Annotated in this window: 14 protein-coding genes and 1 tRNA gene; 4 read left to right on the forward strand and 11 right to left on the reverse strand. The window is 55.2% G+C overall.

Translation table 11 applies throughout. The features are described 5' to 3' along the window. Window positions 1-174: 174 nt before the first annotated feature. The 8 genes from GOV85_RS08715 to GOV85_RS08750 all read right to left on the reverse strand — a co-directional run bounded on the left by GOV85_RS08715 (window position 175) and on the right by GOV85_RS08750 (window position 11,642). Window positions 175-2,361 carry a serine/threonine-protein kinase gene (locus GOV85_RS08715; protein ID WP_171177013.1) on the reverse strand — a complete coding sequence of 729 codons (2,187 nt, stop codon included), beginning with the start codon at window positions 2,359-2,361 and terminating at the stop codon, window positions 175-177. Window positions 2,362-2,702: 341 nt separating this feature from the next. Further along, window positions 2,703-3,989: a dynamin family protein gene (locus tag GOV85_RS08720; protein WP_171177015.1), complete on the reverse strand. Its 1,287-nt coding sequence runs from the start codon at window positions 3,987-3,989 to the stop codon at window positions 2,703-2,705. Next, window positions 3,986-6,028: a dynamin family protein gene (locus tag GOV85_RS08725; protein WP_171177017.1), complete on the reverse strand. Its 2,043-nt coding sequence runs from the start codon at window positions 6,026-6,028 to the stop codon at window positions 3,986-3,988. Before GOV85_RS08725 ends, GOV85_RS08720 begins: the two co-directional genes overlap by 4 nt. A gap of 66 nt (window positions 6,029-6,094) precedes the next feature. Continuing rightward, the gene (locus GOV85_RS08730) at window positions 6,095-6,967 is read right to left on the reverse strand and encodes a hypothetical protein (protein WP_171177019.1); all 873 of its coding nucleotides are present in this window, start codon (window positions 6,965-6,967) and stop codon (window positions 6,095-6,097) included. 23 nt (window positions 6,968-6,990) lie between these two features. Next, window positions 6,991-7,395 carry a hypothetical protein gene (locus GOV85_RS08735; protein ID WP_171177021.1) on the reverse strand — a complete coding sequence of 135 codons (405 nt, stop codon included), beginning with the start codon at window positions 7,393-7,395 and terminating at the stop codon, window positions 6,991-6,993. Window positions 7,396-7,447: 52 nt separating this feature from the next. Next, entirely contained in the window at window positions 7,448-9,196 is a 1,749-nt protein-coding gene (locus tag GOV85_RS08740) for a dynamin family protein (RefSeq protein ID WP_171177029.1), read from the reverse strand. An 8-nt stretch (window positions 9,197-9,204) separates the two neighbouring features. Continuing rightward, window positions 9,205-11,217: a dynamin family protein gene (locus tag GOV85_RS08745; RefSeq protein WP_171177031.1), complete on the reverse strand. Its 2,013-nt coding sequence runs from the start codon at window positions 11,215-11,217 to the stop codon at window positions 9,205-9,207. Between the two features lie 2 nt (window positions 11,218-11,219). Next, entirely contained in the window at window positions 11,220-11,642 is a 423-nt protein-coding gene (locus GOV85_RS08750) for a hypothetical protein (protein ID WP_171177033.1), read from the reverse strand. A 714-nt stretch (window positions 11,643-12,356) separates the two neighbouring features. Here GOV85_RS08750 and GOV85_RS08755 point away from each other — a divergent pair. Then, a tRNA-Leu gene (locus tag GOV85_RS08755) sits at window positions 12,357-12,441 on the forward strand. A 200-nt stretch (window positions 12,442-12,641) separates the two neighbouring features. Here the strand turns inward: GOV85_RS08755 and tcuB are convergent. The 3 genes from tcuB to GOV85_RS08770 are packed head-to-tail and all read right to left on the reverse strand — an operon-like array spanning window position 12,642 to window position 15,791. Next, a complete protein-coding gene (gene tcuB, locus GOV85_RS08760; protein ID WP_171177041.1) occupies window positions 12,642-13,715 on the reverse strand; it encodes a tricarballylate utilization 4Fe-4S protein TcuB in 1,074 nt (357 codons plus the stop codon). Next, the gene (tcuA, locus tag GOV85_RS08765; RefSeq protein WP_171177043.1) at window positions 13,705-15,099 is read right to left on the reverse strand and encodes an FAD-dependent tricarballylate dehydrogenase TcuA; all 1,395 of its coding nucleotides are present in this window, start codon (window positions 15,097-15,099) and stop codon (window positions 13,705-13,707) included. The genes tcuB and tcuA overlap by 11 nt, the downstream gene beginning before the upstream one ends. A gap of 11 nt (window positions 15,100-15,110) precedes the next feature. Further along, window positions 15,111-15,791 (reverse strand): GntR family transcriptional regulator, encoded by a 681-nt coding sequence (locus GOV85_RS08770; RefSeq protein WP_171177045.1) that lies wholly within the window; start codon window positions 15,789-15,791, stop codon window positions 15,111-15,113. A 108-nt stretch (window positions 15,792-15,899) separates the two neighbouring features. Here GOV85_RS08770 and GOV85_RS08775 point away from each other — a divergent pair, with 108 nt between their 5' ends. The 3 genes from GOV85_RS08775 to GOV85_RS08785 all read left to right on the forward strand — a co-directional run bounded on the left by GOV85_RS08775 (window position 15,900) and on the right by GOV85_RS08785 (window position 20,223). Continuing rightward, complete coding sequence (locus tag GOV85_RS08775; protein WP_171177047.1) at window positions 15,900-16,934, forward strand: AbrB family transcriptional regulator; 1,035 nt, start codon at window positions 15,900-15,902, stop codon at window positions 16,932-16,934. 233 nt (window positions 16,935-17,167) lie between these two features. Continuing rightward, entirely contained in the window at window positions 17,168-18,907 is a 1,740-nt protein-coding gene (locus GOV85_RS08780) for a type I secretion system permease/ATPase (protein ID WP_171177050.1), read from the forward strand. Window positions 18,908-18,948: 41 nt separating this feature from the next. Then, window positions 18,949-20,223 carry an HlyD family type I secretion periplasmic adaptor subunit gene (locus GOV85_RS08785; RefSeq protein WP_254442977.1) on the forward strand — a complete coding sequence of 425 codons (1,275 nt, stop codon included), beginning with the start codon at window positions 18,949-18,951 and terminating at the stop codon, window positions 20,221-20,223. The last annotated feature ends 8 nt before the right edge of the window (window positions 20,224-20,231 follow it).

Below are 20,231 nucleotides of genomic sequence, written 5' to 3' on the forward strand. Positions count from 1 at the left end.
CGAATATCTTGTGCCGTAAGCTGCTACTTATCCCGCGCGCAAAAGCGCAGAGACACTCATTGGATACTCAAGGAAACTGGTACATTCTGCGGCGGGCCGGTTCCCGCCGGGGTGACAAACTGGATGCCACCCTCAGCAAACACACGCTGGCAGATCACAAACGAACCGGTCAGATTACTCCTGTGCAAGCTGCATGGTTGCAGCGGCTTCAGCACCGTTACGCAGGACGGTCAATTTCGCTTCGGGTCGGCCCTCAGAGACGAGTTCTGCAAGCATGGCATCCAGGCTTTCCGACCCGCCCAAGGCAATCCCCGACTGGCTTTCGCTCAGAAGCACATCGCCACGCTGCAGACCGCCTGCGTCACTGAATGGGGTCGCGTCCACCTTGGTTTGCCAGCCCTCACTGCCAGAACTGCTGACAGTAAAGGTAAATCCGTTCTTAAGTCCGACAGAACGCTCAACAGGCAAGGCAAGCAGACCGTTTTGCGCCCGGGTCTGACCAATTGGACGATAGCGGGCCGCGACGCGGGTATAACCGTCGGGATCAACGCTCAGCTTGTCCAGAACCTGTGCTGCAAGAGAAGCATCCTCGCGTATCGGCTTTCCGTTCAAAGTAAAGATCACGGCACCGCGTTGCACCCATTCGCCGATCACACTCATGTCCTGATTGGGATCGAGACCAGTTATAGCGATGGTCGCACCGGTTGAGGCGCGGCGACGAGATGTCTGGAAGGGGATTTCCACATCCCAATGCGCAAAGGACACCTGTTGCTCTGCCGGAACGGCACTTGACGTGGCGACCTCGGGTTCAAATTCTGTAACCGCAGGGTCCTGCGCCTCAGCCTTGGCCACTTCAGGGGCTGTGGGCTCTGGGGTTGCAGTCGCAGTTTCTGCCACAGCAGTCTCTGCAGGCTCAGTTTGTACCTGCTCGACAGGCTCTTCTGCGACTGGTGTTGGATCAGGCGACGGCGCGGAGGCGACTTCGGTTTCCTGTTCTTCCGAAACAGAGCTTGGTGCTTCTGCCGCTGTTGCCGGGACATCTGCCGTTTCCACCTCTGCCGCGGTTTGCGTAGCTGGTGCTTCAACCTGTTCTTCGGTTTTGTTGCCAGACATTGCAAAGTAACCGCCAGCCGCCAATGCGACTGCAACCACAGCCGCGCCGGCAATCAGCTTACCACTGCCGCCAGAACCGCTTTGAACCACAGTATCGACGGCGACAGGAGCTTCTTCCTTCGCGACGATCTTGGCCAGGTCTTCGTTCCTTTTGTCATCGTTTCCAACAACAATATCCGGGTTGCCCGCCAAAAGTGCGGTCACAACGGCCTCGGCGTTTTCGCTTTCGGCCTTGATCCGTGCCTTTTCTTCTTCTTTGTCCTTGCGGTCCATGCCCACAATCACCGAGACAGGGCGATAGGCAAATGTATCAAACATCACGCCCGGACCGCGGAACATGCGCAACCAATCCAGCGCAGTCTGCAAACGATCTGTGGTGTGAACTTCCATGGCCTTGTCAATCGCCTCGAGGAACCCTTCAGGATATCCTTCGAAGCGGCCCGCAAGCGGGGTGTACGGATCATCCTGCCCGTTGTTGAAGGCATTCAACCGGCTTTGGCCGTCGACCGGGCGTTCGCCACTAATGGCGTGGTACAACGTTGCCGCCAGAACATAGAGATCACTGCTTGGCCCCTGTTCCGCACCCCGGACATAAAACTCGTGTGGGGAATACCCGTCTTTGATGACACGCAGGGTCAGCAGAGCCGCAGATTTGTTGGCCGCCTGCTCACGCGCCGCACCAAAGTCGATCAGGACAGGGTCGTCGTTCTCGTCGATCAGGATGTTGTCCGGCGAAATGTCACGATGCAACATCCCGCTTTGGTGGATGAACGAAACCGCCGACAACATCTTTTCCGTGACTTGCACGATAAAGTCAGGGCCTGCATCGTTTTCAGGATTCTCAACATAATCCAGAAGATCGCAACCGCGGATCAAGTCCATCGCGATATAGGCGGTGTCGTTGTCTTCAAACACCTGATGAACATCGACGATATTCGGGTGCACCAGCCGCGCATGATTGCGGGCTTCCTGAATAAACAGATCAATGATGGCGCGCAGGTCTTCCTTGTAGGACGGATCGTTGGGTTCAACGAGATCGCCATTGCGACGACACAAGGCACCGGGGAAGCATTCCTTGATCACCACGTCGCGCTCCAGGCTGTCGCGCGCAAGATAGGTGATGCCGAATCCTCCGTTGCTCAGAAAGCGGAGGATCTCATACTGACCGCGCAGTAGTTTTGCGCCCGGTTGCAATCCTTCGATTTTTGGTTCGTCGTGCGTTGCACCGACAGCCTGGTTGTGGCTCATTTTAATCCGCCCGTTCTACTCGTTTTTTGCGGCTAAATTTAACAGGGCCAACAGCCCACGAACTCACAACCAAAAACAACCGCAGGACACTTAAGAACGGTTAGACGTTTCAAATTTGACTTTATTGGGGCCGCCTGATGGCTTCACTATGGATCGTTCTCTTGATCATAGCACATGTAGTTTCCCACGCGCCCTTAACACTGCATATTGATAAATTGGGTAGAGGTAATGAAAACGCACACCCCTAAAAACGCAGGTTGGTCTACGAATTCGAAACAATAAAGGGCCGATTCCTTGGCCCTTCGAATCGCTAAACTGCACTCAATCTTAACGAGAGATTATCAGGTCCCGGTTTTGGATTGAGCTGCGGCGACCGTGCTACCAGCCCATGCAAGGTTGTCACCCAGCTGCACCAATATGCTGATTGCGTCCTTCAGGGGCGCATCGCCACTTTCGAACTGCAACAGCAAAAGCAGGTCGGTGGCCTTTTCAAACTCTGCTGGAATCCAGTCTGCATCCGGGTCAATCTCGCCACCTTGCTCCAGTCTTTCTGCAAAGTCTTCGACGATTTCCTGGCAACTTTGCAGGAACGAAACTGGCTCTATATCCGAGGACTCGCGCAGATCCTCATAGATGCTTGCAATTGCCGCCAGCCAGTCTTCGAGAATGGGGTTGTTCAAAGGCGGTAGGGCAGAGCCCAGCGTGGATTGCATCGCTGCTGCATCGGGAGGTGTCGGTTCTGAGTCCGGTCCCTGGAGCGCTTCGAGGAATGGCAGAAATTCCTGTTGCAAGTCCTTTCGAGCCGCGTCCAGATCGCTGCGACGTCGGCTGGACGCTACGTTCAGAACTTGTTCGGCAAGGTTCTGACCACCGCACGTCTCCCACAAGGTAAAATCAGGCTCCGGCTCCTGAGCCATGGCCTTCACTGCCAAAGGAGTGCCGATCGGAACTACTTCGCAGAACATCCCGTCCTTTTCTTTGTTAAGCCGAGACAAAACGCGGTCCAATGATCCTTGCACGTGCGGCAGATCAGCGTGAGTCACAGCCAGCAGACTGTTGGCGCGCAATTCAGGTGGCACTTTGGACCACAAGTAGCGCTCTGTCTCACGCCATGCGTTTGTCCCGTTTGAACACCAGATTGCGCAGTCGACGAACTTCAGCAAGTCCAGGGTCTTTTTATAGGTATCGTCCAAAGCACCTGAGCCGGGAAGGTCAAACAGTGAGATTTCCTTCAGTGCAGGCGTGTTGATCCCCACCGAAATAAAATCCGGCTCATCCGCCGCGGCTTTTTCCAGTGCTATTCCAGAGTAGGTCTTGGGTTCTTTGTCCCACCAACCCACGGTCGTCTCGGGCGTTTCCGCGAAGGCCACAATGACAAGTGGCAGTTTCAGATGCTGAGGACCGGTGGGAAGAATATCTGCACCGGCCAGCATGTTAGCAAGGCTTGATTTACCTGCACCAAACTCCCCGGCAAACCCGATATTGACCGCATTGGACAACCGCTCGGCGTGGGCCAAAGCCCGCGCGCGCATGTCCTCCAACTTGTCATCAGACGACAGTTTTTCAGTCGCGGTCAGAAAACGCTCCAGTTGGCGCACTTCCTGTTCGGTTCCGGGAAATTCTATCATTCCGCTGCCTCTGCTTGTCGTTCGTCCGCATGGCCGGTTCCAAAGACACTTTCAAGGTCCGAAGCAATGCGGCGCGCTCGGTCGAATGCAACTTGTGCTTCGGCCTGAGCATTCAATTCACCCGCGCCCGAGCGGTGTTCGAAATGACCCGCCAACAGGGCCACATAATGATCCAAAACTGTATTTAACCGTTCCAGCAAGTTGTCACGCGTGGTGTCGATCAAATCGTCACCAATCAACTCGAACTCTTGCACAATCATCCGTTCCGCTCGTGTTACAACGCTGTTGCGCGAGATCAGACGCGACAACCAGTTTACACGCAATTCAACCGTAATTCCACGGGTGAGCGCAGTGGTGTCAGGTCGGAACCACCGAACAGCGCTGGTGTTCATGCGATTGTCGACCGGTTCTTGCCAGCCCGGCAAAGCGCGCAAAGCTGCGTTGCATTGCATGTCGACCGCATAAAGCTCACTCAGCATGCGCTGGCGCACTACTTGAGAAGCGCCTTGTACCAGTTCCCGCATGTGTTCGCGCAAAGGGGTAAAGTTCAACTCGGTCGCACCACCTTTGGCCAGCAGGGGTGATTGACCGTTGGGCCCACGCACTACGCCCGAGACGGATTCAGCAACTGTATCATCCATCACGCCACGTAGATTGGAAAGGACATCATCCATGTCCCGAGTGATTTCCTGTGTCTTATCTGCTATCAGTTTGCGCAGCTCACCAAAGGATTTGTCACTGTCACCTGCGCTGCGCGCATCGGAACTATTTTCATCTTGTAGCGCCCGCAGATGAACCTGAGACCGCTCAAGCTCACCGCGTGCGAAACTGTCAAGATGCTGCCAGGCCATCCGAAGCTGTTCGTCAATGGGCCCGTTTGTCAAAGCCTTGGTAACATGCCTGCGTAGATCTGGCAGACCTGAAGCAATCATTGCGGCAAAACGCAAAACAGCCTCGCGACTGATGGGGCCAGGGCCTTGTTTGATCTCGGCCACGCCGTTCAGGTATTGCTTCATCTGTTCCGGATGCGCGCGCAGCCACGCCAAAACATCGTCATGGTTCACACCGGTTTCATCACCGGTCAGCGCATAATGCGCCCATTGAGCGCTGCCCATCAGAACGTCGATGTCCGCATTGCCGAGGGCCTTTTCCAACCCGTCCAGAACATCCAAACGCACTTTGGCCGCGTCCTCGGGGCCGCCGCCCAACTCATCAACGCGGTTGATGAAAACAACGATCTGACCAAGCTCAAGCGCTTGCATCAGCCGGAACAGTTTTAGATCCGCGCGCGACAATGCCTGATGTGCGGACAGAACCACCACGAAGAAATCTGATTCCTTCAGGTATTGGCGCGAAATCTCTTCGCGGATCAGCAGGGGGTCATTGACCCCAGGAGTGTCCGTAACGGTTAGAGGAAACGGGAAATGCCCGATGTCGAAATAAACTTCGGCCTTGCGGGTAATATCGCTGTACAGTCCACGATCACTGCCTGGATCTACGTTGCCATCTTCGCCAGGATCATCCCCTGCGCACACATAGCGCGCAAGATCGTCCGAGTTCAGTTCTTCAAGATCGTGATGTTGCCCCAACAGCTGCTCATAGCTGTCGCCCAAACGCAGGCGCGCCCGGGTCTTCATAGCTTCGACCTGCTCTTCGATCATCTCGCGCTTATAGCTGTCCTCGTCATCGGGGAACATATTGCGCAGCTCTTCACCTTCGGCGATCAGAGATTGCCACTGGTGATTGTCAAAGAAATGGAACTCGGCCCCCTCAGTCCGACCAGAGGGATGCCCGAAATGCATGTCGGTGATTACCGTGGTCCATGGGTTGACGTCCGACGGCAGGTATTCAGCCTGCCCGGTAAACCCGTTGATCAAACGGGATTTCCCAGCCTTGATCTGCCCCACAAAAGCGATTGACGGCTTCAGGCTTGCCAGATCTCCGATGATACGCGAAATGAAATGGCGCGTTTCATCATTGCTGGTTTCATGCATATCTTCTGCGATGCGTATAAGCTCGCGGCGATTTGTTTCACTCATTACTCACTACCTTGGTCACACAAAAAAGGATTGAATTAATCGAAAATTTGAATCCTACAGGGACAATCATTCCTTAGTCCCCTGTAAAGAAGTCCACAGATTAACAACTGCCCCCAGCTTACGCGCGTCGTGGGCGGCAACAGCTATTTGACCACTATCGCTCAGCACTGCCAGTCCAGCGCCTTTCCCGCCAGACGGCCGTATGACGATAAGTTGGGGACCGTCGAACTCGTCCTGGGTATCGTTATCCCAACCCGCAAGATCGGTTGCAAAACGGGCCAAAACGTCCGGACCGGGATGCATGCCTTGCGACGGCTGGCAAGACCCTTCGTAGGCCAGGCCGGTCTTGTCCGCGCTGTCGATCAACACGCGGCCAGATGCAAAGCGGCCCGCACCGTCAAAAAAGCGCTGCGCAAGCTCTGTTGAAGGATCAACATTCATTGCAAGTGCAGGGTCGTCGTCTGTCGACGGTTCTAAATCCGGCACAACGGACACAATCGGTTCTGTGGACAAGTCAATGGCAGCGCAAGCGCTCTCGATTTCACTATAAGTCAAACCCACATCATCCGCCTCGAGATCCGAGTCCGGTTTACCTGACTTCAGCTCAAGCGGGGTAGGGGCGGTTGCAATCTCTGACACCAACTGAGCCAGCTTTTCGACCAGTTCGCCGCGACTTTCCGTTTCGAAATCCGGCGTTGGTCCGCTCGGCACCTGGAAGATATCCGTGACCCGCGAACTATTCACCTCGATCGCCAGACACATCCCATTGGCGGCCGTGAAGTCCAGCCGACGGGGCAGAATAGTGCCGCGAATGCTGCGCAAGACTGCCGCGCGCCGTGCCGCAGCCGAGTCCGCTGCAATTGTCACAGCAGGTGACAACCGCGCAACCGAGGACCGCCCGATATCCTCAAGCATGTCCAGAATGTCTGTGTCCATCATACCGTGACCCCCTCTGGTCCCGTTCAAACTGCGGCCGCAACCGACCCCAGGCTGAGATGTGATTTTGTCAATGCCAAACCGACATTTGCGCTATTGCGGCAAATGTAGCAGACCACATGGTCCGGATATTCTTTCGTCCGCAAGAAAATGTTCAGACGATCTTTTGAAAACACGGCGATTTCCCCAAATCCTGTGTTCTGCGCCTCATCATCGCCACCAGCGTCACGCAACAACGCCTCAAACGCGGCAACCCCGCGTCCTTGAAAGAGATTAGCAACCGCAATCGACAAATTGTCCAAAGATTCCGTGCATTCCGGTTCCGAAACGCTGCTCCCCAGCAGCATCCCGGTTTCCATATCGATATACCCGGCTGCAATGCAGTCGGGTATTGTTTCGATCGCTGTGCTTAAGGCGTTTTGGATGGACATCTAAGTTATTGTTTTCAATTGAAGGTTGCCGGTCATATCGATTCTGGTGACACTACAACACGTGCCATTCTGCAGCGCTGTTTTCCTTTGCTTTCGGAATGGATTGCAATGTCTCCTTTGAGTGCTTTTCACTTTTTTCTATGGCGATTTGGTCAAACTCTGCCAAAAACGCCTTGAACACGTTCTTCAGGCCATCCGCATCGTCAGGCAGATCTTCGCTGTCCGCAATTTCACGCCACATATCCGATGCACTCAAGGGCGAGCCATCCGCATCCTCAGGCCGTTCTCCGAGTACTGAGATGTTAGGCTCGATGGCATCCACCTGATCGGTCAGAGCAGCTTCGATCAGCCCGCTGGTCTCGGGTTCTGGTTCATAATCGTCGGCACTGCCGTTGGGCTGCGCTGCCATCAACGCCGCAATGGAAGAAACCGAAACCTCAATTCCACGATCTTCGGAGTTATCAGACTCGTCGACCGCGTCTTCCGCAGGTTGCGTGTTAGACGGTGCGTCCCGCAGAGTCGTGTTAAGAGATGCAAGGACATCCTCGGAGGCCTCAATCTCAAGGGCTGCACCACCGGTCTCTTCAACTTCGATGCTGTTGTCGGCCAAATCCTCAAGCTCGTCATCAAGGTCGGTACCATCTGACAAGTCAAATTCATCAACGCTGCCGTCAAGTCCGGCGACATTGGTCAGCTCCAACGGATCGTTAGACGTGTCCTTGAAGAAAGCGCGCAGATCATCACTTGTGTCGGGTTCCGCTGATGTCGGTTCTGGGTCCGAGACCATTTCAGCGCGCAGACGCTCGGCCTCTTCCGCATTGATCCGCACCCGTTCAGCTTCATCCGAGCGCCGCTCTACACGGGCGGGGCGGACGGGAAAGCTGGTGACGACCGCGGCGCCATCGTGCTCGGGCCGCGCTTCTTCTTCCACAGGGTTGACCAACCTTAAAGGTGCGGCTTCGGCCTGAGTCTCGCTGTCGGATTTCCGAGCCGGGCGCACCGGCTGCACCTTGGATGCGTCCGAGGGGCTTTTGTCGATCTGATACCGGGCCAGCTGATCGGCACGTTTGTCCATAATCTGCTCAGTGATCTCCAGGAAGCTGTCGATCATCTTTCCGCCACCGCTGCGAGACCACATCTCAGCATCACCGGTTTTGTCGCGGGCAACAATCGCATCCCGAGCGGAAAACAGAATAGAACGATTGAACAGGTGACCTGCCTCACGATTCACGCGACGCAAAACCTTTTGACGGTCCTTGAGGTTCAGCGCGTCCGCGCGAGTGATCAAAAGCAGCGAGTTGTTTTGCAAACGTTCAGGCAGTGATACCCATGTCGCACGCTCAGTCTCGCGCCAGGCTTGGGTCGCGTGTGTACACCACAATACCCCATTGGCCTGACCGACGGCCCGTTGCCAGACATCCGTCGAGATTTTAGGATCCGAGATACCGGGCGTGTCAATCAGATCGACGGCCTCAAGAATATCGGCTTTCAGAAATACCCGAATGAATTGCGCGTCGTTGACGCCCACGGATTCCAGATCGTCCAGTTCGATAACCTCGACCGAGCCGTCATGGCGCTTGATATAGGGTGAGCGATCACCCCAGCTGAACCAGACTGGCGGCAGTTGGGTTGCGGTAACCTGCGTGGGCAAGGTCTGCGTTCGTAGCAGAAAATTCATCAACGTAGACTTACCGGCACTGAATTCGCCCATCAGGGCGAAAACAGGCTTACGGCGGGACCACTGCTCGATACGTTCCCATGTCTTCGGTGAAACAAAGCGTGATTGTGTATCTTTTGCCATTTTTCTACTTATGCCGCTTCGTTGCTTAGATCTTTTAGGATGTCACCCAGAATCTCATCTTTGGATTTCTGGGGCTGCAAACCCGCCATGGCCGCTGCAGTTTGACCTGCGTTTTTATCGGCCGTCGACGAAATGCTCAGCAGAGTTTCCTTCTGCTCGCGCATAAAGTCTGTCAGGGTTGCGCGGACGTTTTCCAGCACCGCGGCAATCTGGTTTTCCTCGATATCTTTAGTGATCGAGTTGGCCTCGGATGCAATCAGACGTGTGTAGTCCGCAGCGTAGGCTTCAAAGCCTTTGCGCCTTTGCCACCATCGCCGCCACCAGGTGCTTTGCAGATCCAGAGCAATGGTCCGACCGATGCCAAGAGGCGGCGGGACGCGGGGCACAATGGGTGCTTCAATGCTGAACTCGCCCAGATGGTTGCCCAATATCTTTTGGTACAACGCCTCGACATCTGCCGCAGCGGTTCCATACAACGCTCCAGCATCCTTACGCATTGCGCGAGCAAAGCTGAAATAAGCTGCCTTTTGCAGTGTGCGTAACCCAGCCGGGTCGTATTGCCATGTACCTTGTTCGCCGTTCTTCTCAAGATGGGCGATCAAAGAATCCGTTGCCCGTTTGACAAAGTTGGCTTCGGCTGCGCTTAGACGTTCCAACACCTTGTCACGCAGGGCATTTGTCAGCTCGGCCGCTTTCTTTTCATATTCCGTTGCCACGGTGTTGATTGCATCTTCAGGCGATACACCTTCCAAATCCCTCGAAATGCCTTCACCGTCGGACAAGTTCTTTGCAACTGCTGTGGCACGGATTTGGCTGGCGATGTTGCGCGCGCGATGACGCACACGATCCATCAACCGCGCTCCGGCCCCTTCAGCAATGCGCTCATTGATGGCCAAAAGCAGATCGGGCAGGCCGGACAAGGCCCAAATCTTATCCAGTGAAGGTGCCTGATCCCCGAACCCAGCGGCCAGGTAGAACGTGTTCAGTGCCTCACGCGACTCTTCGGTCAGAATGTCCGGGTTTCCGGTCAAGGCTGCTTCGGCCCACAAAGCACTGCCAAACACGACGCTGGTATTGGTGTCGATGTTGTTCTGCTTCAGCGTATCCTGAATGCGGTCGCGGATTTCAGGCACTTGATTGACTGGATCTGAAAGTTCATCGATGCGGTTGACGAACAGGACAATCTGGCGGTTCTCAAACTGCGCAATAATGCGCATCAAAGCCATGTCCATGGTGGTTAGCGCCTGACTTGCGGCCAGAACGACGACACAAACCTCAGACCCTCGCAGACTGCGCAGAGTGATTTGTTCGCGCACCATGAATGTGTCGTTCACACCGGGTGTGTCGCAGAGCTTGAGCGCGATCGGATATTGCGGGATGTCCATGTACAGCTCAGCTGACTTCGTGACATCAGCAAACCGTCCGGTTTTTGGATCGATATCCGGATCGTCTTCGTCGCCCAAGCAAACATAGCGTTGGATCAATTCCTCATCGAAATGATCATACTGATGGCTCTGACCAAGAATCAGGTCGAAATGCTTGCCCAAACGCTCTTCGGATTTGGCTTTCATGTCACCGATCTGGCGGCGGATGTCGTCCATCTCGTCATCCGCACCCGCTCGGTTCGCCAATTCGCCCAAACGACCGCCGCCGACCATCAGGTTGTCCCATTCTTCCTGCTCAAAGAATGTGAACTTGGCTTTGGTGTCGCCTGGCGGACGCGTGTTGATGTTCAAGGTCGTGACAACCGACGTCCAAGGGTTGACGTCTGAGGGTAACAGGGCAGGGCGCCCGGCCAGAATATTAACAATCGACGACTTGCCTGCCTTGACCTGGCCCACCATCGTGATGCTGGCGGTGAAATTTTCCATTCGCGTCTTGAGGGTGGCCAGCCGCGCCGAGGAGCGCGCATCTGCCACCTCAGTCAATTGATCGATCTGCGCCGTCAGCGACGACATAGCAGAGGTCATCGGAGCCAATGCCTCGTTGCCGACAGACAAAAGGTGATCGTTGCGCGCCATGCTTAACCTCCGGTTCCCGTAGCAGCAATCTGGGGTTCGTGCGACACGCGCCCCGTAGGTAGGCCTGTCAATGTGTCAATACGTGCGATCAAATCCAGCGCGTTGCCCAGAATCTCGGCTTCGGCACGTGGGGTAATTGTTTCGTAGGCTTTGGAATCCGCCAGCACTTCGATAGAGCTGAAGCGATCACCGTTCTCAAGTCGCGCCACGCGGCGCCCTGTCGGGAAACCCAGAGATTTCGCCGCCGGCAAAGGCATCCGGGCGTTTGCCAGCAGATAATGTTCACCTGAATGGGTGCGCAACGAAATACCAAAGCCCGTATTTGGATAGTCCCGGTTCAGAGTTTTGAGTTCGCCAAGAAAGCTCTCGCGAGCGAAAAAGACAGCGTCTTGCTCGGCGGCAACGGAGGAATTCAGATCGGTCACAGCAGAAAACCTTGTACTGGAGTTGAGCAGAAAACTCGTACCGGTGCCAAATTGGCGAAAAAGACTCATTAACTCCTTGCAACCAAGAAGAACCTTCAAGGCGGTCTTAATTTGACGCGAATAAGATTTTTTGGCGGTTGAAATGTGGCGGCAACATGGCAGAGCCAACCTAAGAATGCCTCAACCTTTGCGAGTATATTGCTTTCAACCAGTTGGTGCAGTCGCTTCTGCCGACCATTTTGCAGGGTTGGCTTGTCGACTGTGAACTGCCGTTCAGTAATTAATTGAAAATACTAATTTATTGGATGAGCATGTGGCCGAGCGCTCGATTTTTGCGGTGCCAGATACGCTAGTCATGGGTGTGTTTTATCCTACTTCGACATCCGAAAACCACAACGTACTTGCGGAAGACTGAGCGTCTTCTCAACGTAAGCGCGTTCGCATTGCGAATTGATCGGAGTGCCCCATTCACCGCAAACTTGTGGAAGCTTTGCTTTGAAAAATGCCGATGTCTGGTCGAGTCAACCGCACGCGATCAACCCTCATCAAGGTATATGTCTTCCGAACCAACGACGCGTTTCACGCAGGCCAGAACCGATAATCCCTATCAGTTCCATTCAAGTGAACAAACTTGCTGTTTCGTAAATTTTACCTCTCGCACTCGGCATCAAGCTTTGTTAAGAGCGCAGCAGTACGGCGCTGAAGCGCATGGTTGCGGGTGTGGCGAAATTGGTAGACGCACCAGATTTAGGTTCTGGCGCCGCAAGGCGTGGGGGTTCAAGTCCCTCCACCCGCACCAAATTTAACATAATCATGATTATACCACGCATATACATTCAAGGGTGGGTTCACACCCAAAGTGCAATCTTTCTATTAAAACAGCATGTTGCACGGAAGATGATAAGACAGGCAACGCGACCCTCGCCTGAGTTCAGAATAAAACTTTAGAACGGAAGGCTCACCACACCCAAGAGTTTTAGATTCGCGAGAGGATACTGCTTACACGCTTGCAACCCGTTTCCTCTGTGCATCCCGAATTAGGGCCGCAAGGCGATAGAACCCATGTGCCATCTTGGCAAAAGGCATGAGCAGAAAAAACGTCAGCACCGATCCGAGATGAACCGCCAGAAGTGCCGGCATCATCTGGGTTGACCCCATTGCGTACAGGACAAGCCCACTCAGACCGACAAAACCCAGCAACAGGATAAAGCCGATATCGCCTCCCCATGCCGAAGGATCACCAAGATCGCGGTCTGACTTTTGTTTGAGAAGCGCCATAGCACCGCAACCAATAGTCAGCAGAACGCCACCAGTGACTCCAAATAGTTTAGGTAATGACCAAAACCCGTATGGCGCGTGCATTCCGAAACCATAGTGCATAACCGTCGCTACTGAAGTCGAGGCGAAGCACAGCAGAAATCCGTACATGATCGTGTGATGCACGTGACGACGAGCTTGGCTAAACCGGTCTTCGTCCTCAAAGTTGCAGCCTTCACCGTGTCCAGCAGCCAGATCCTGCATTTTGCCCGTATGATTTAAAGCAACTTTTAGGTCTGCCCACTTTATCGGTTTACCCCCAACCGTACGCCAATAGCGGTTCAGACCGACGACGACACTTATAAGAGGCAGTAGGAACGCCGGCGCAAAGATTGCGACCATCGCATTGTGTGACAATACGGCGTAGAACCCCTGCCCCCCGTCAGACCTGATCACGCGAATAGCCAAGAACATGAAAGCAAACCCTATCACCAGTGCCAAAGCTATGGCCCCTCCTTGGGTGTGAAACCGCTGGGCCAGAGGTTGCGGCCAAGCGAAGCTTTCCCAGCTGTCCCGGCGTACCTCTGCCAGAGCCTTGGGCAGGTTCAGGTCAAACTCGTGTGGCGCCGTATACTGACAGGCATAATAACAGCCCCGACAGTTATGGCACAGGTTGGCAAGTTGCGTGATATCGCCGTCCGAGAATGCGCGTTGAGCATGAAGCGATGGAAAGACCGAGCAGTAGCCTTCGCAATACCGGCAGGCGTTGCAAACCTCGGCCTGACGGCGGGCTTCTTGCATCAGATCAATTTGCATAAGCAGCGGCCTCACGTCCTGCGATGCGTCCAAAGACGGTTCCGATGGTCATGCCAAACCCAGCCAGGTACCCCTGCCCCAAAATCGATCCGGCCATGGTCTCGCCTGCTGCCCAGAGGTTTTTGATCTTGCCGTCCGGTGTCGAACACTGGGCCGTATCGTCAACCTTCAGCCCCAGATATGTGAAGGTCACACCGGTGCGCAGCGAGTAGCCATAAAAAGGCGGTTCGGTAATCGGGCGCGCCCAGTTGGTTTTAGGTGGTTTCAATCCCGAGGTCGCCACGCCATCCAATTCGGTAGGATGAAAGCCACTGGTGTCGCCACAGGCCGCGTTGAACGCGGCGACCGTTTCTGACAGCTTGTCTGCCGGAAGACCCATCATTCCGGCCAGTTCTTCCAATGTATCCGCCTTCAGAGGCGGGAAAACCGACGGCATGAACAGGTTCAGCGATTTTGCATCAATGATGACGTAACCAACCTGATCCGGCTGCGCCGCCACCAATCGGCCCCAGATTGCATAGCGCTTGGGCCATACGTCTTCGCCCTCGTCATAAAACCGCTCGGCTTTCTTGTTCACGACGATGGAAAAAGGCACACAGTCCAGCCGCGTGACAATGCCCCCATCGAATTTCGGCGCACGCCCGTCAATGGCCACGGCGTGGCACTGCGTAGGATCGCCGACGCTCTCGACGCCTTGATCCAGAAGGTCAGCCAGAACTACGCCCCGGTTATACGGAGTGCCACGGATCAGAAAGTTTTTCGCGGGTTCCCCCCATGCGCGGGTTAGCCAATCCGTGTCAGCCTGAAACCCGCCCGAGGCGACTATGACTGCTTTCGGTGCGATGCGGTGAGACTGGCCTTCGCAGGTGTAATCCACCCATTCGATCCGATCGCCGCTCAGCTCCAAATGCGTCTCAGCGGCTTCATACAGCACGTCGACGCCCAGAGCCGCCGCTGTCCTATAGTACGCATTCACCAGAGACTTTCCGCCGCCCATAAAGAATGCGTTTGTTCGCGCCAATGAAAGTGTCCCGGACAGAGACGGTTGAAAGCGAACCCCGCGCTTTTCCATCCATGGCAGACATTCCTCGGACGTGCGTATGGCCAAGCGGGCGAGATGCTCATCTGTTTTCCCATCGGTGACCTTCATCAGGTCGGACAGGTATTCATTCTCGCTGTACGCATCGACCAAAGGGCCTAACGGACCCGCATGCATACACCGAAAGTTCCGGGTATGGCGCGAGTTCCCTCCGCGATATGGTTTTGGAGCGGTCTCAAGGATCAATACGCGGGCACCCGCCTCGGCGGCAGTCATCGCGGCACACAAGGCGGCGTTTCCACCGCCAATGACAGCAATATCGTAAGCTTTCTTTTGGGTAGCCATATTCTGACTGCCTATTGAATTTCATCGGTTGTGCGGTCGCGTTCCTGTAACGCACGGATTCGCATCCGTTGCGCGGCCTGAATGTGTGCGCGCATTTCCGTTTCAGCCGCCGCGCCATCGCGGGCCTTCAGAGCGGCCATGATACGCCGATGCTCCGCCACTGCCGCGTCGGCACGGTCGCTGTCCAACAATTGCGAAGGGCCAAGGATCAGCAAAGCCTTTTGCAGTGACAGCATGGATTTGGCCAGAAACCGGTTTTTGGCGGCATCCAGAAGCGTGGCATGGAAAACCCTGTTGATCTGAGCCGCGTCAGGACCTGTGCCCGCCTCGGCAAGCCGGTCATTCAATATGCCTAATTCATCCAGTTCGATGTCCGACGCCGCGCGGGCCGCCAGCCGGGCGGCAGTGCCCTCCAGCACTGCGCGCATTTCGTAAAGCTCCATGACTTCGGCGTAGTCCAGACTGCGCACTGTCGCGCCCTGCCGCGGAACATGTGTGACCAGCCCGTCAGCCTCCAATTGCCGGATCGCCTCGCGCACCGGGGTGCGGCTGACACCAAGCCGTTCAGACAATTCAATCTCGCGCAGGCGATTGCCGGGCAAAAGAGTGCCCCCGCGAATCTCGTCCAGCAGGCGCTGGTACGCAGAATTGCCTTGTGGACCAGGCTGGAAGGAGGCGTCTTGAATCGTCATCACAGGCTCACTTGCTTACTTGCGTCCATGTGTATACATTTGGATACACACTGAGTCAACGACGCCGGAACCTCCATTGTGCCCACCCTCTTGAATTCACCCTCTTTGATGACCAAACGGGCACTGACGTTCGGCCTGGCGGTTCTGGGCACCAGTGTATTTTGGGCATTGAACTTGCCGCTGCCCTTCTTGTTTGGCCCTATGAGCGCGTGTCTGATTGCTGCTCTGGCTCATGCCCCCATGGAAGGTTTTGGGCAGGTCTCGGTTGCAGCGCGTACCATACTAGGCGTTGCGGTCGGGGCATCGATTACACCTGACTTGTTTGTGCAACTGCCCAAAATGGCCTCTTCGATTCTGTTGGTTCCATTCTTTATCCTGTTAATCGCGATGGTCGGTGTGCCGTTTTTCCGCAAAGTCTGGGGTTTTGACCCAAAAACCGCGTTTTACGCGGCAATGCCGGGTGGGCTTCAAGACATGATCATTTTCGGCACTGAAGCAGGGGCCAACCCGCGCACTTTGTCGCTGATACATGGAACGCGCGTTTTGATCATCGTCACCCTAGCCCCAGTATTCCTGACAGTTTTCTGCGACGCGGACTTAACCAATCCCATAGGCCAGCCTGCGCGGGACCTCCCGATACACGAATTGGCACTTATGTTGGTCGCCGCTGTTATCGGTTGGAAGGGCGGCGAGCGCATCGGCCTGTTCGGGGCATCGATCTTGGGGCCAATGATCCTGACGGCAGCGCTGTCCCTTGGAGACTTCATCCACACCAGGCCGCCACGTGAGGCCATTTTAGCTGCGCAATTTTTTATTGGCTGTGCGATCGGTGTGAAATTTGTGGGGGTAACATGGACCGAACTTCGCCGTGTCGTGGCCGCGGGTTTCACGTATGTCATTGTGCTTGCCGTCCTTGCAGCGGTGTTCACCGCCTTAGTCACAACTTTAGGTCTTGGGCACCCTGTCGAAGCGTTTCTGGCATTCGCCCCCGGCGGGCAGGCCGAGATGACGGTTCTGGCTATTGTATCGGGCGCCGATCTGGGCTTTGTGATCACTCACCATCTGACAAGGATCGTTTTGGTCATCATCGGCGCACCAATCGCCGCCAATCTCATTTTGAAAGGGACACAGAACCGAGATTGATCGCGCGGAACAGCTTTGACCCGGGATTTGCGAGATAGGGGTCAATTCGTTCTGGACTCAAATCCCATCGCAGTGCTGGTCTACCTGGCGTAAATTTGAACCCATGGCTAAATGACGCTGTTCTTAACGTGTTGTTTGCGGTTTCTTGCTCAAAAAAACATGTGCAAACTTGGCAAGGCTGAACTATTTTTTTAATGCGGCGATGCTTCCTGGAATGATTAGGATCAAAAACAGTGAAATCTGAACACCGCCTATCTGCGCCTCAGCGCCACGAACTGCGCAATGTGCGGAACCAAGGCATCGCTTTTTTAGCGCTGGCGTTCCTGTTCAGCATCTTCGTTAATTTGCTGATGCTAACGGGTCCCCTGTTCATGTTGCAGGTATATGACCGGGTTTTGGGCTCGCGCGCGGTCGAGACTTTGACCGCTCTGTTTTTGCTCGTCGCCATGCTTTACGCGCTTATGGCGATGCTCGACTTTGCTCGTGGCCGTATCGTTGCGCGGTTTGGCGCACGGTTCCAATCCCAACTGGACGAGCGTGTGTTCGAAGCCACTATGCGTCGGTCCCTTGTTCCTCAGGTGCGCTCTGCCCCTGCAACCGCTTTGCGCGATCTGGAATCCATTCGAAACCTATGCTCGTCCCCGGTTCTTCTGGCAGTCATGGACCTTCCGTGGACGCCGGTCTTTTTAGGCGCGATTTTCCTGTTTCACCCACTGCTTGGATGGCTGGCCGTGGGCAGCGGTGTGGTGCTTGTGGCAATCGCCCTGCTCAATCAGGCGATGACCAGCAGGAAAGTTGCCGAGGCCCAGTCCGCAACTGCGCGGGCCAATGCCTTTTCCGAGCACGCCAGACAAGCGGCAGAAGTAGTACGTTCGCAAGGGATGCAGGCAGACGTCACAAAGCGGTGGCTGAAGCAGCGATCCGATGCCTTGACGCAGTCTGTCGCAGCAAGCGACTGGACTGGAAGTTTTACGTCACTTACCAAATCGTTACGGCTGTTTCTTCAATCAGCCATGCTGGCCTTGGGCGCATGGTTGGTGCTGCAAAACGAAATGACTCCCGGCGCGATGATTGCGGGATCGATCCTGCTTGGCCGCGCCCTGGCGCCTGTCGAACAAGCTGTAGGCCAGTGGAATGTTGTGGAACGCGCCCGAACGGCTTGGGTCTCATTGAACAGGTTTTTGGATCATACTCCGCCAGAAGAAAAGCGCATTCGTCTTCCCGTGCCGAAGGCGCAACTCGAAGCAAAATCCCTGACGGTGATACCTCCGGGGGCTTCAACTCCGACATTACGAAACGTAAACCTGAAGCTGGAACCCGGCAAAGCCTTGGGTGTCATCGGGAAAAGCGGATCAGGAAAGACAACACTGGCAAAGGCATTGCTGGGGCTTTGGCGACCTGCCGCCGGTGAAATCAGGTTGGGCGGTGCAACACTGGATCAATACGACCCAAACGATCTGGGCAGCCATATCGGTTACTTGCCGCAGCAGGTGACCCTGTTTAACGGAACGGTTGCTGAAAACATTGCCAGAATGTCCGAGAACCCGGATTCCGAGGCGGTTGTAGCAGCAGCCAAGAAAGCCAACGCGCATGAGTTGATTCTGTCTCTGGAAAAAGGTTACGGCACCTTTCTGGAAGGCAATGACAGCCAATTGTCCGGGGGACAGAAACAGCGGATCGCTCTGGCACGAGCGCTATATGGAAATCCCGTCCTTCTGATTTTGGATGAGCCGAACTCGGCACTGGATGCAGATGGAACCGATGCATTGAACACGGCGGTCCGCGGACTGAAAGCCGCAGGCAAGTCAACAATCATCATGACGCACAGACCGCAGGCCATTTCAGAATGCGATGATCTGGCCGTTGTTGAAAAGGGCCAGGTAGTAAAGTTCGGCAGCCGAGACGAAGTCCTGAACGCGATGGTGCAGAACGCAGGCGCGATCAAGCGTAAGCTCAGCCCTGTAGGTGAATGATGGCGAAGAAACCAACGAAAAAACCAGAACAGGTCTGGAGCATGAAAATTCCTGCGCTGGTCGGATTTCTTGCGCTGTTCCTATTGGTGGGCGGATTGGGCTATTGGGCGGTCAAGACGCGCCTGGCCGGTGCTATTGTGTCCTCGGGGGTGATCGAAGTGCAAAGCAATCGGCAGGTCGTCGAACACCCTGACGGCGGCGTGGTCGGAGAAATTTTCGTACGCGACGGGGATGTGGTGTCTTCAGGCGACATGCTGCTGCGTCTGGACGATACCTTCCTTTCGTCCGAACAAACTATTGTCGAGGCGCAACTGTTCGAACTTTTAGTCCGGCGCGCCAGGTTAGAGGCAGAGCGGGATGGCCTGACACCTGCGGAACTGACAACCCAGCTCACCGAGGTTCAGAAAGAATACGGCATTGGGGCCGACCTGATTGCCGGGCAGCAGAACCTTTTCGAGGCCAGACTGGAAACGCTGTCCCGTCAGGATGAACAACTGCGCAAACAAGTTGTTCAAATCGAAAGCGAGATCGAAGGCACGCAGGCCCAACTGGTCTCTTTGCGGCGCCAGGTCGAATTGATCGAAGATGAACTGGAAGATCAGCAAAGCCTGTTGAACCGCGGACTGACACAAACCAGCCGTGTACTTGCGCTCCAACGGGAAGAAGCCAGCCTGAACGGTGAGATTGGCCGCCTGGAGGCCGCTGTCGCACGACTTCGAGGGCAGATCGCCTCGACCGAAATACAGATTGTCGAACTGACCGCAACCCGGCGGGAAGAGGCGATCACCACCTTGCGGGACGTCCAGGCACAGGTTGCCGAGCTGTCTGAACGCAGGCTGTCCTTGTCCGAGCGCCTGACCCGTCTGGACATTCGCACCCCAGTTACCGGAAGAGTGTACGGAAGTCAGGTTTTTGCGTTGCAGTCGGTCGTGCAGCCGGGGGAACCGATGATGTATATTGTGCCTCAGGACACACCTTTGCTGGTGGCAGCCCGAGTGGACGCAATCCATGTTGATCAGTTGCATGTTGGTCAGCCAGTGGCTTTGCGGTTCCCCGCATTTAACCAGCGAGAAACACCTGAACTGGACGGGCAAGTATACAACGTCTCTGCTGATACGTTCACCGACGAACAATCAGGGTTTACGTTCTATCGCGCCGAAGTTGAGCTGAACGACGGGCAGATTGACCGGTTGAACGGGCAAGAGCTTTTGCCCGGCATGCCGGTAGAAGCGCTGATTAAAACCGACGAGCGTACACCGCTGTCTTATCTGGTCAAACCAATGGCTGACTATTTCAATCGCGCCTTCCGCGAATAAGGCAGGCG

Origin of the sequence: Ruegeria sp. HKCCA4633, assembly GCF_013034605.1 — a bacterium.
Lineage (GTDB): Bacteria > Pseudomonadota > Alphaproteobacteria > Rhodobacterales > Rhodobacteraceae > Ruegeria.

Bases quoted from the DNA above. Each gene is read 5' to 3' on its own strand.
- GOV85_RS08715 (WP_171177013.1), bottom strand. From the start codon at position 2,361: ATGAGCCACAACCAGGCTGTCGGTGCAACGCACGACGAACCAAAAATC.
- GOV85_RS08720 (WP_171177015.1), bottom strand. From the start codon at position 3,989: ATGATAGAATTTCCCGGAACCGAACAGGAAGTGCGCCAACTGGAGCGT.
- GOV85_RS08725 (WP_171177017.1), bottom strand. From the start codon at position 6,028: ATGAGTGAAACAAATCGCCGCGAGCTTATACGCATCGCAGAAGATATG.
- GOV85_RS08730 (WP_171177019.1), bottom strand. From the start codon at position 6,967: ATGATGGACACAGACATTCTGGACATGCTTGAGGATATCGGGCGGTCC.
- GOV85_RS08735 (WP_171177021.1), bottom strand. From the start codon at position 7,395: ATGTCCATCCAAAACGCCTTAAGCACAGCGATCGAAACAATACCCGAC.
- GOV85_RS08740 (WP_171177029.1), bottom strand. From the start codon at position 9,196: ATGGCAAAAGATACACAATCACGCTTTGTTTCACCGAAGACATGGGAA.
- GOV85_RS08745 (WP_171177031.1), bottom strand. From the start codon at position 11,217: ATGGCGCGCAACGATCACCTTTTGTCTGTCGGCAACGAGGCATTGGCT.
- tcuB (WP_171177041.1), bottom strand. From the start codon at position 13,715: ATGCAAATTGATCTGATGCAAGAAGCCCGCCGTCAGGCCGAGGTTTGC.
- tcuA (WP_171177043.1), bottom strand. From the start codon at position 15,099: ATGGCTACCCAAAAGAAAGCTTACGATATTGCTGTCATTGGCGGTGGA.
- GOV85_RS08770 (WP_171177045.1), bottom strand. From the start codon at position 15,791: ATGACGATTCAAGACGCCTCCTTCCAGCCTGGTCCACAAGGCAATTCT.
- GOV85_RS08775 (WP_171177047.1), top strand. From the start codon at position 15,900: ATGACCAAACGGGCACTGACGTTCGGCCTGGCGGTTCTGGGCACCAGT.
- GOV85_RS08785 (WP_254442977.1), top strand. From the start codon at position 18,949: ATGAAAATTCCTGCGCTGGTCGGATTTCTTGCGCTGTTCCTATTGGTG.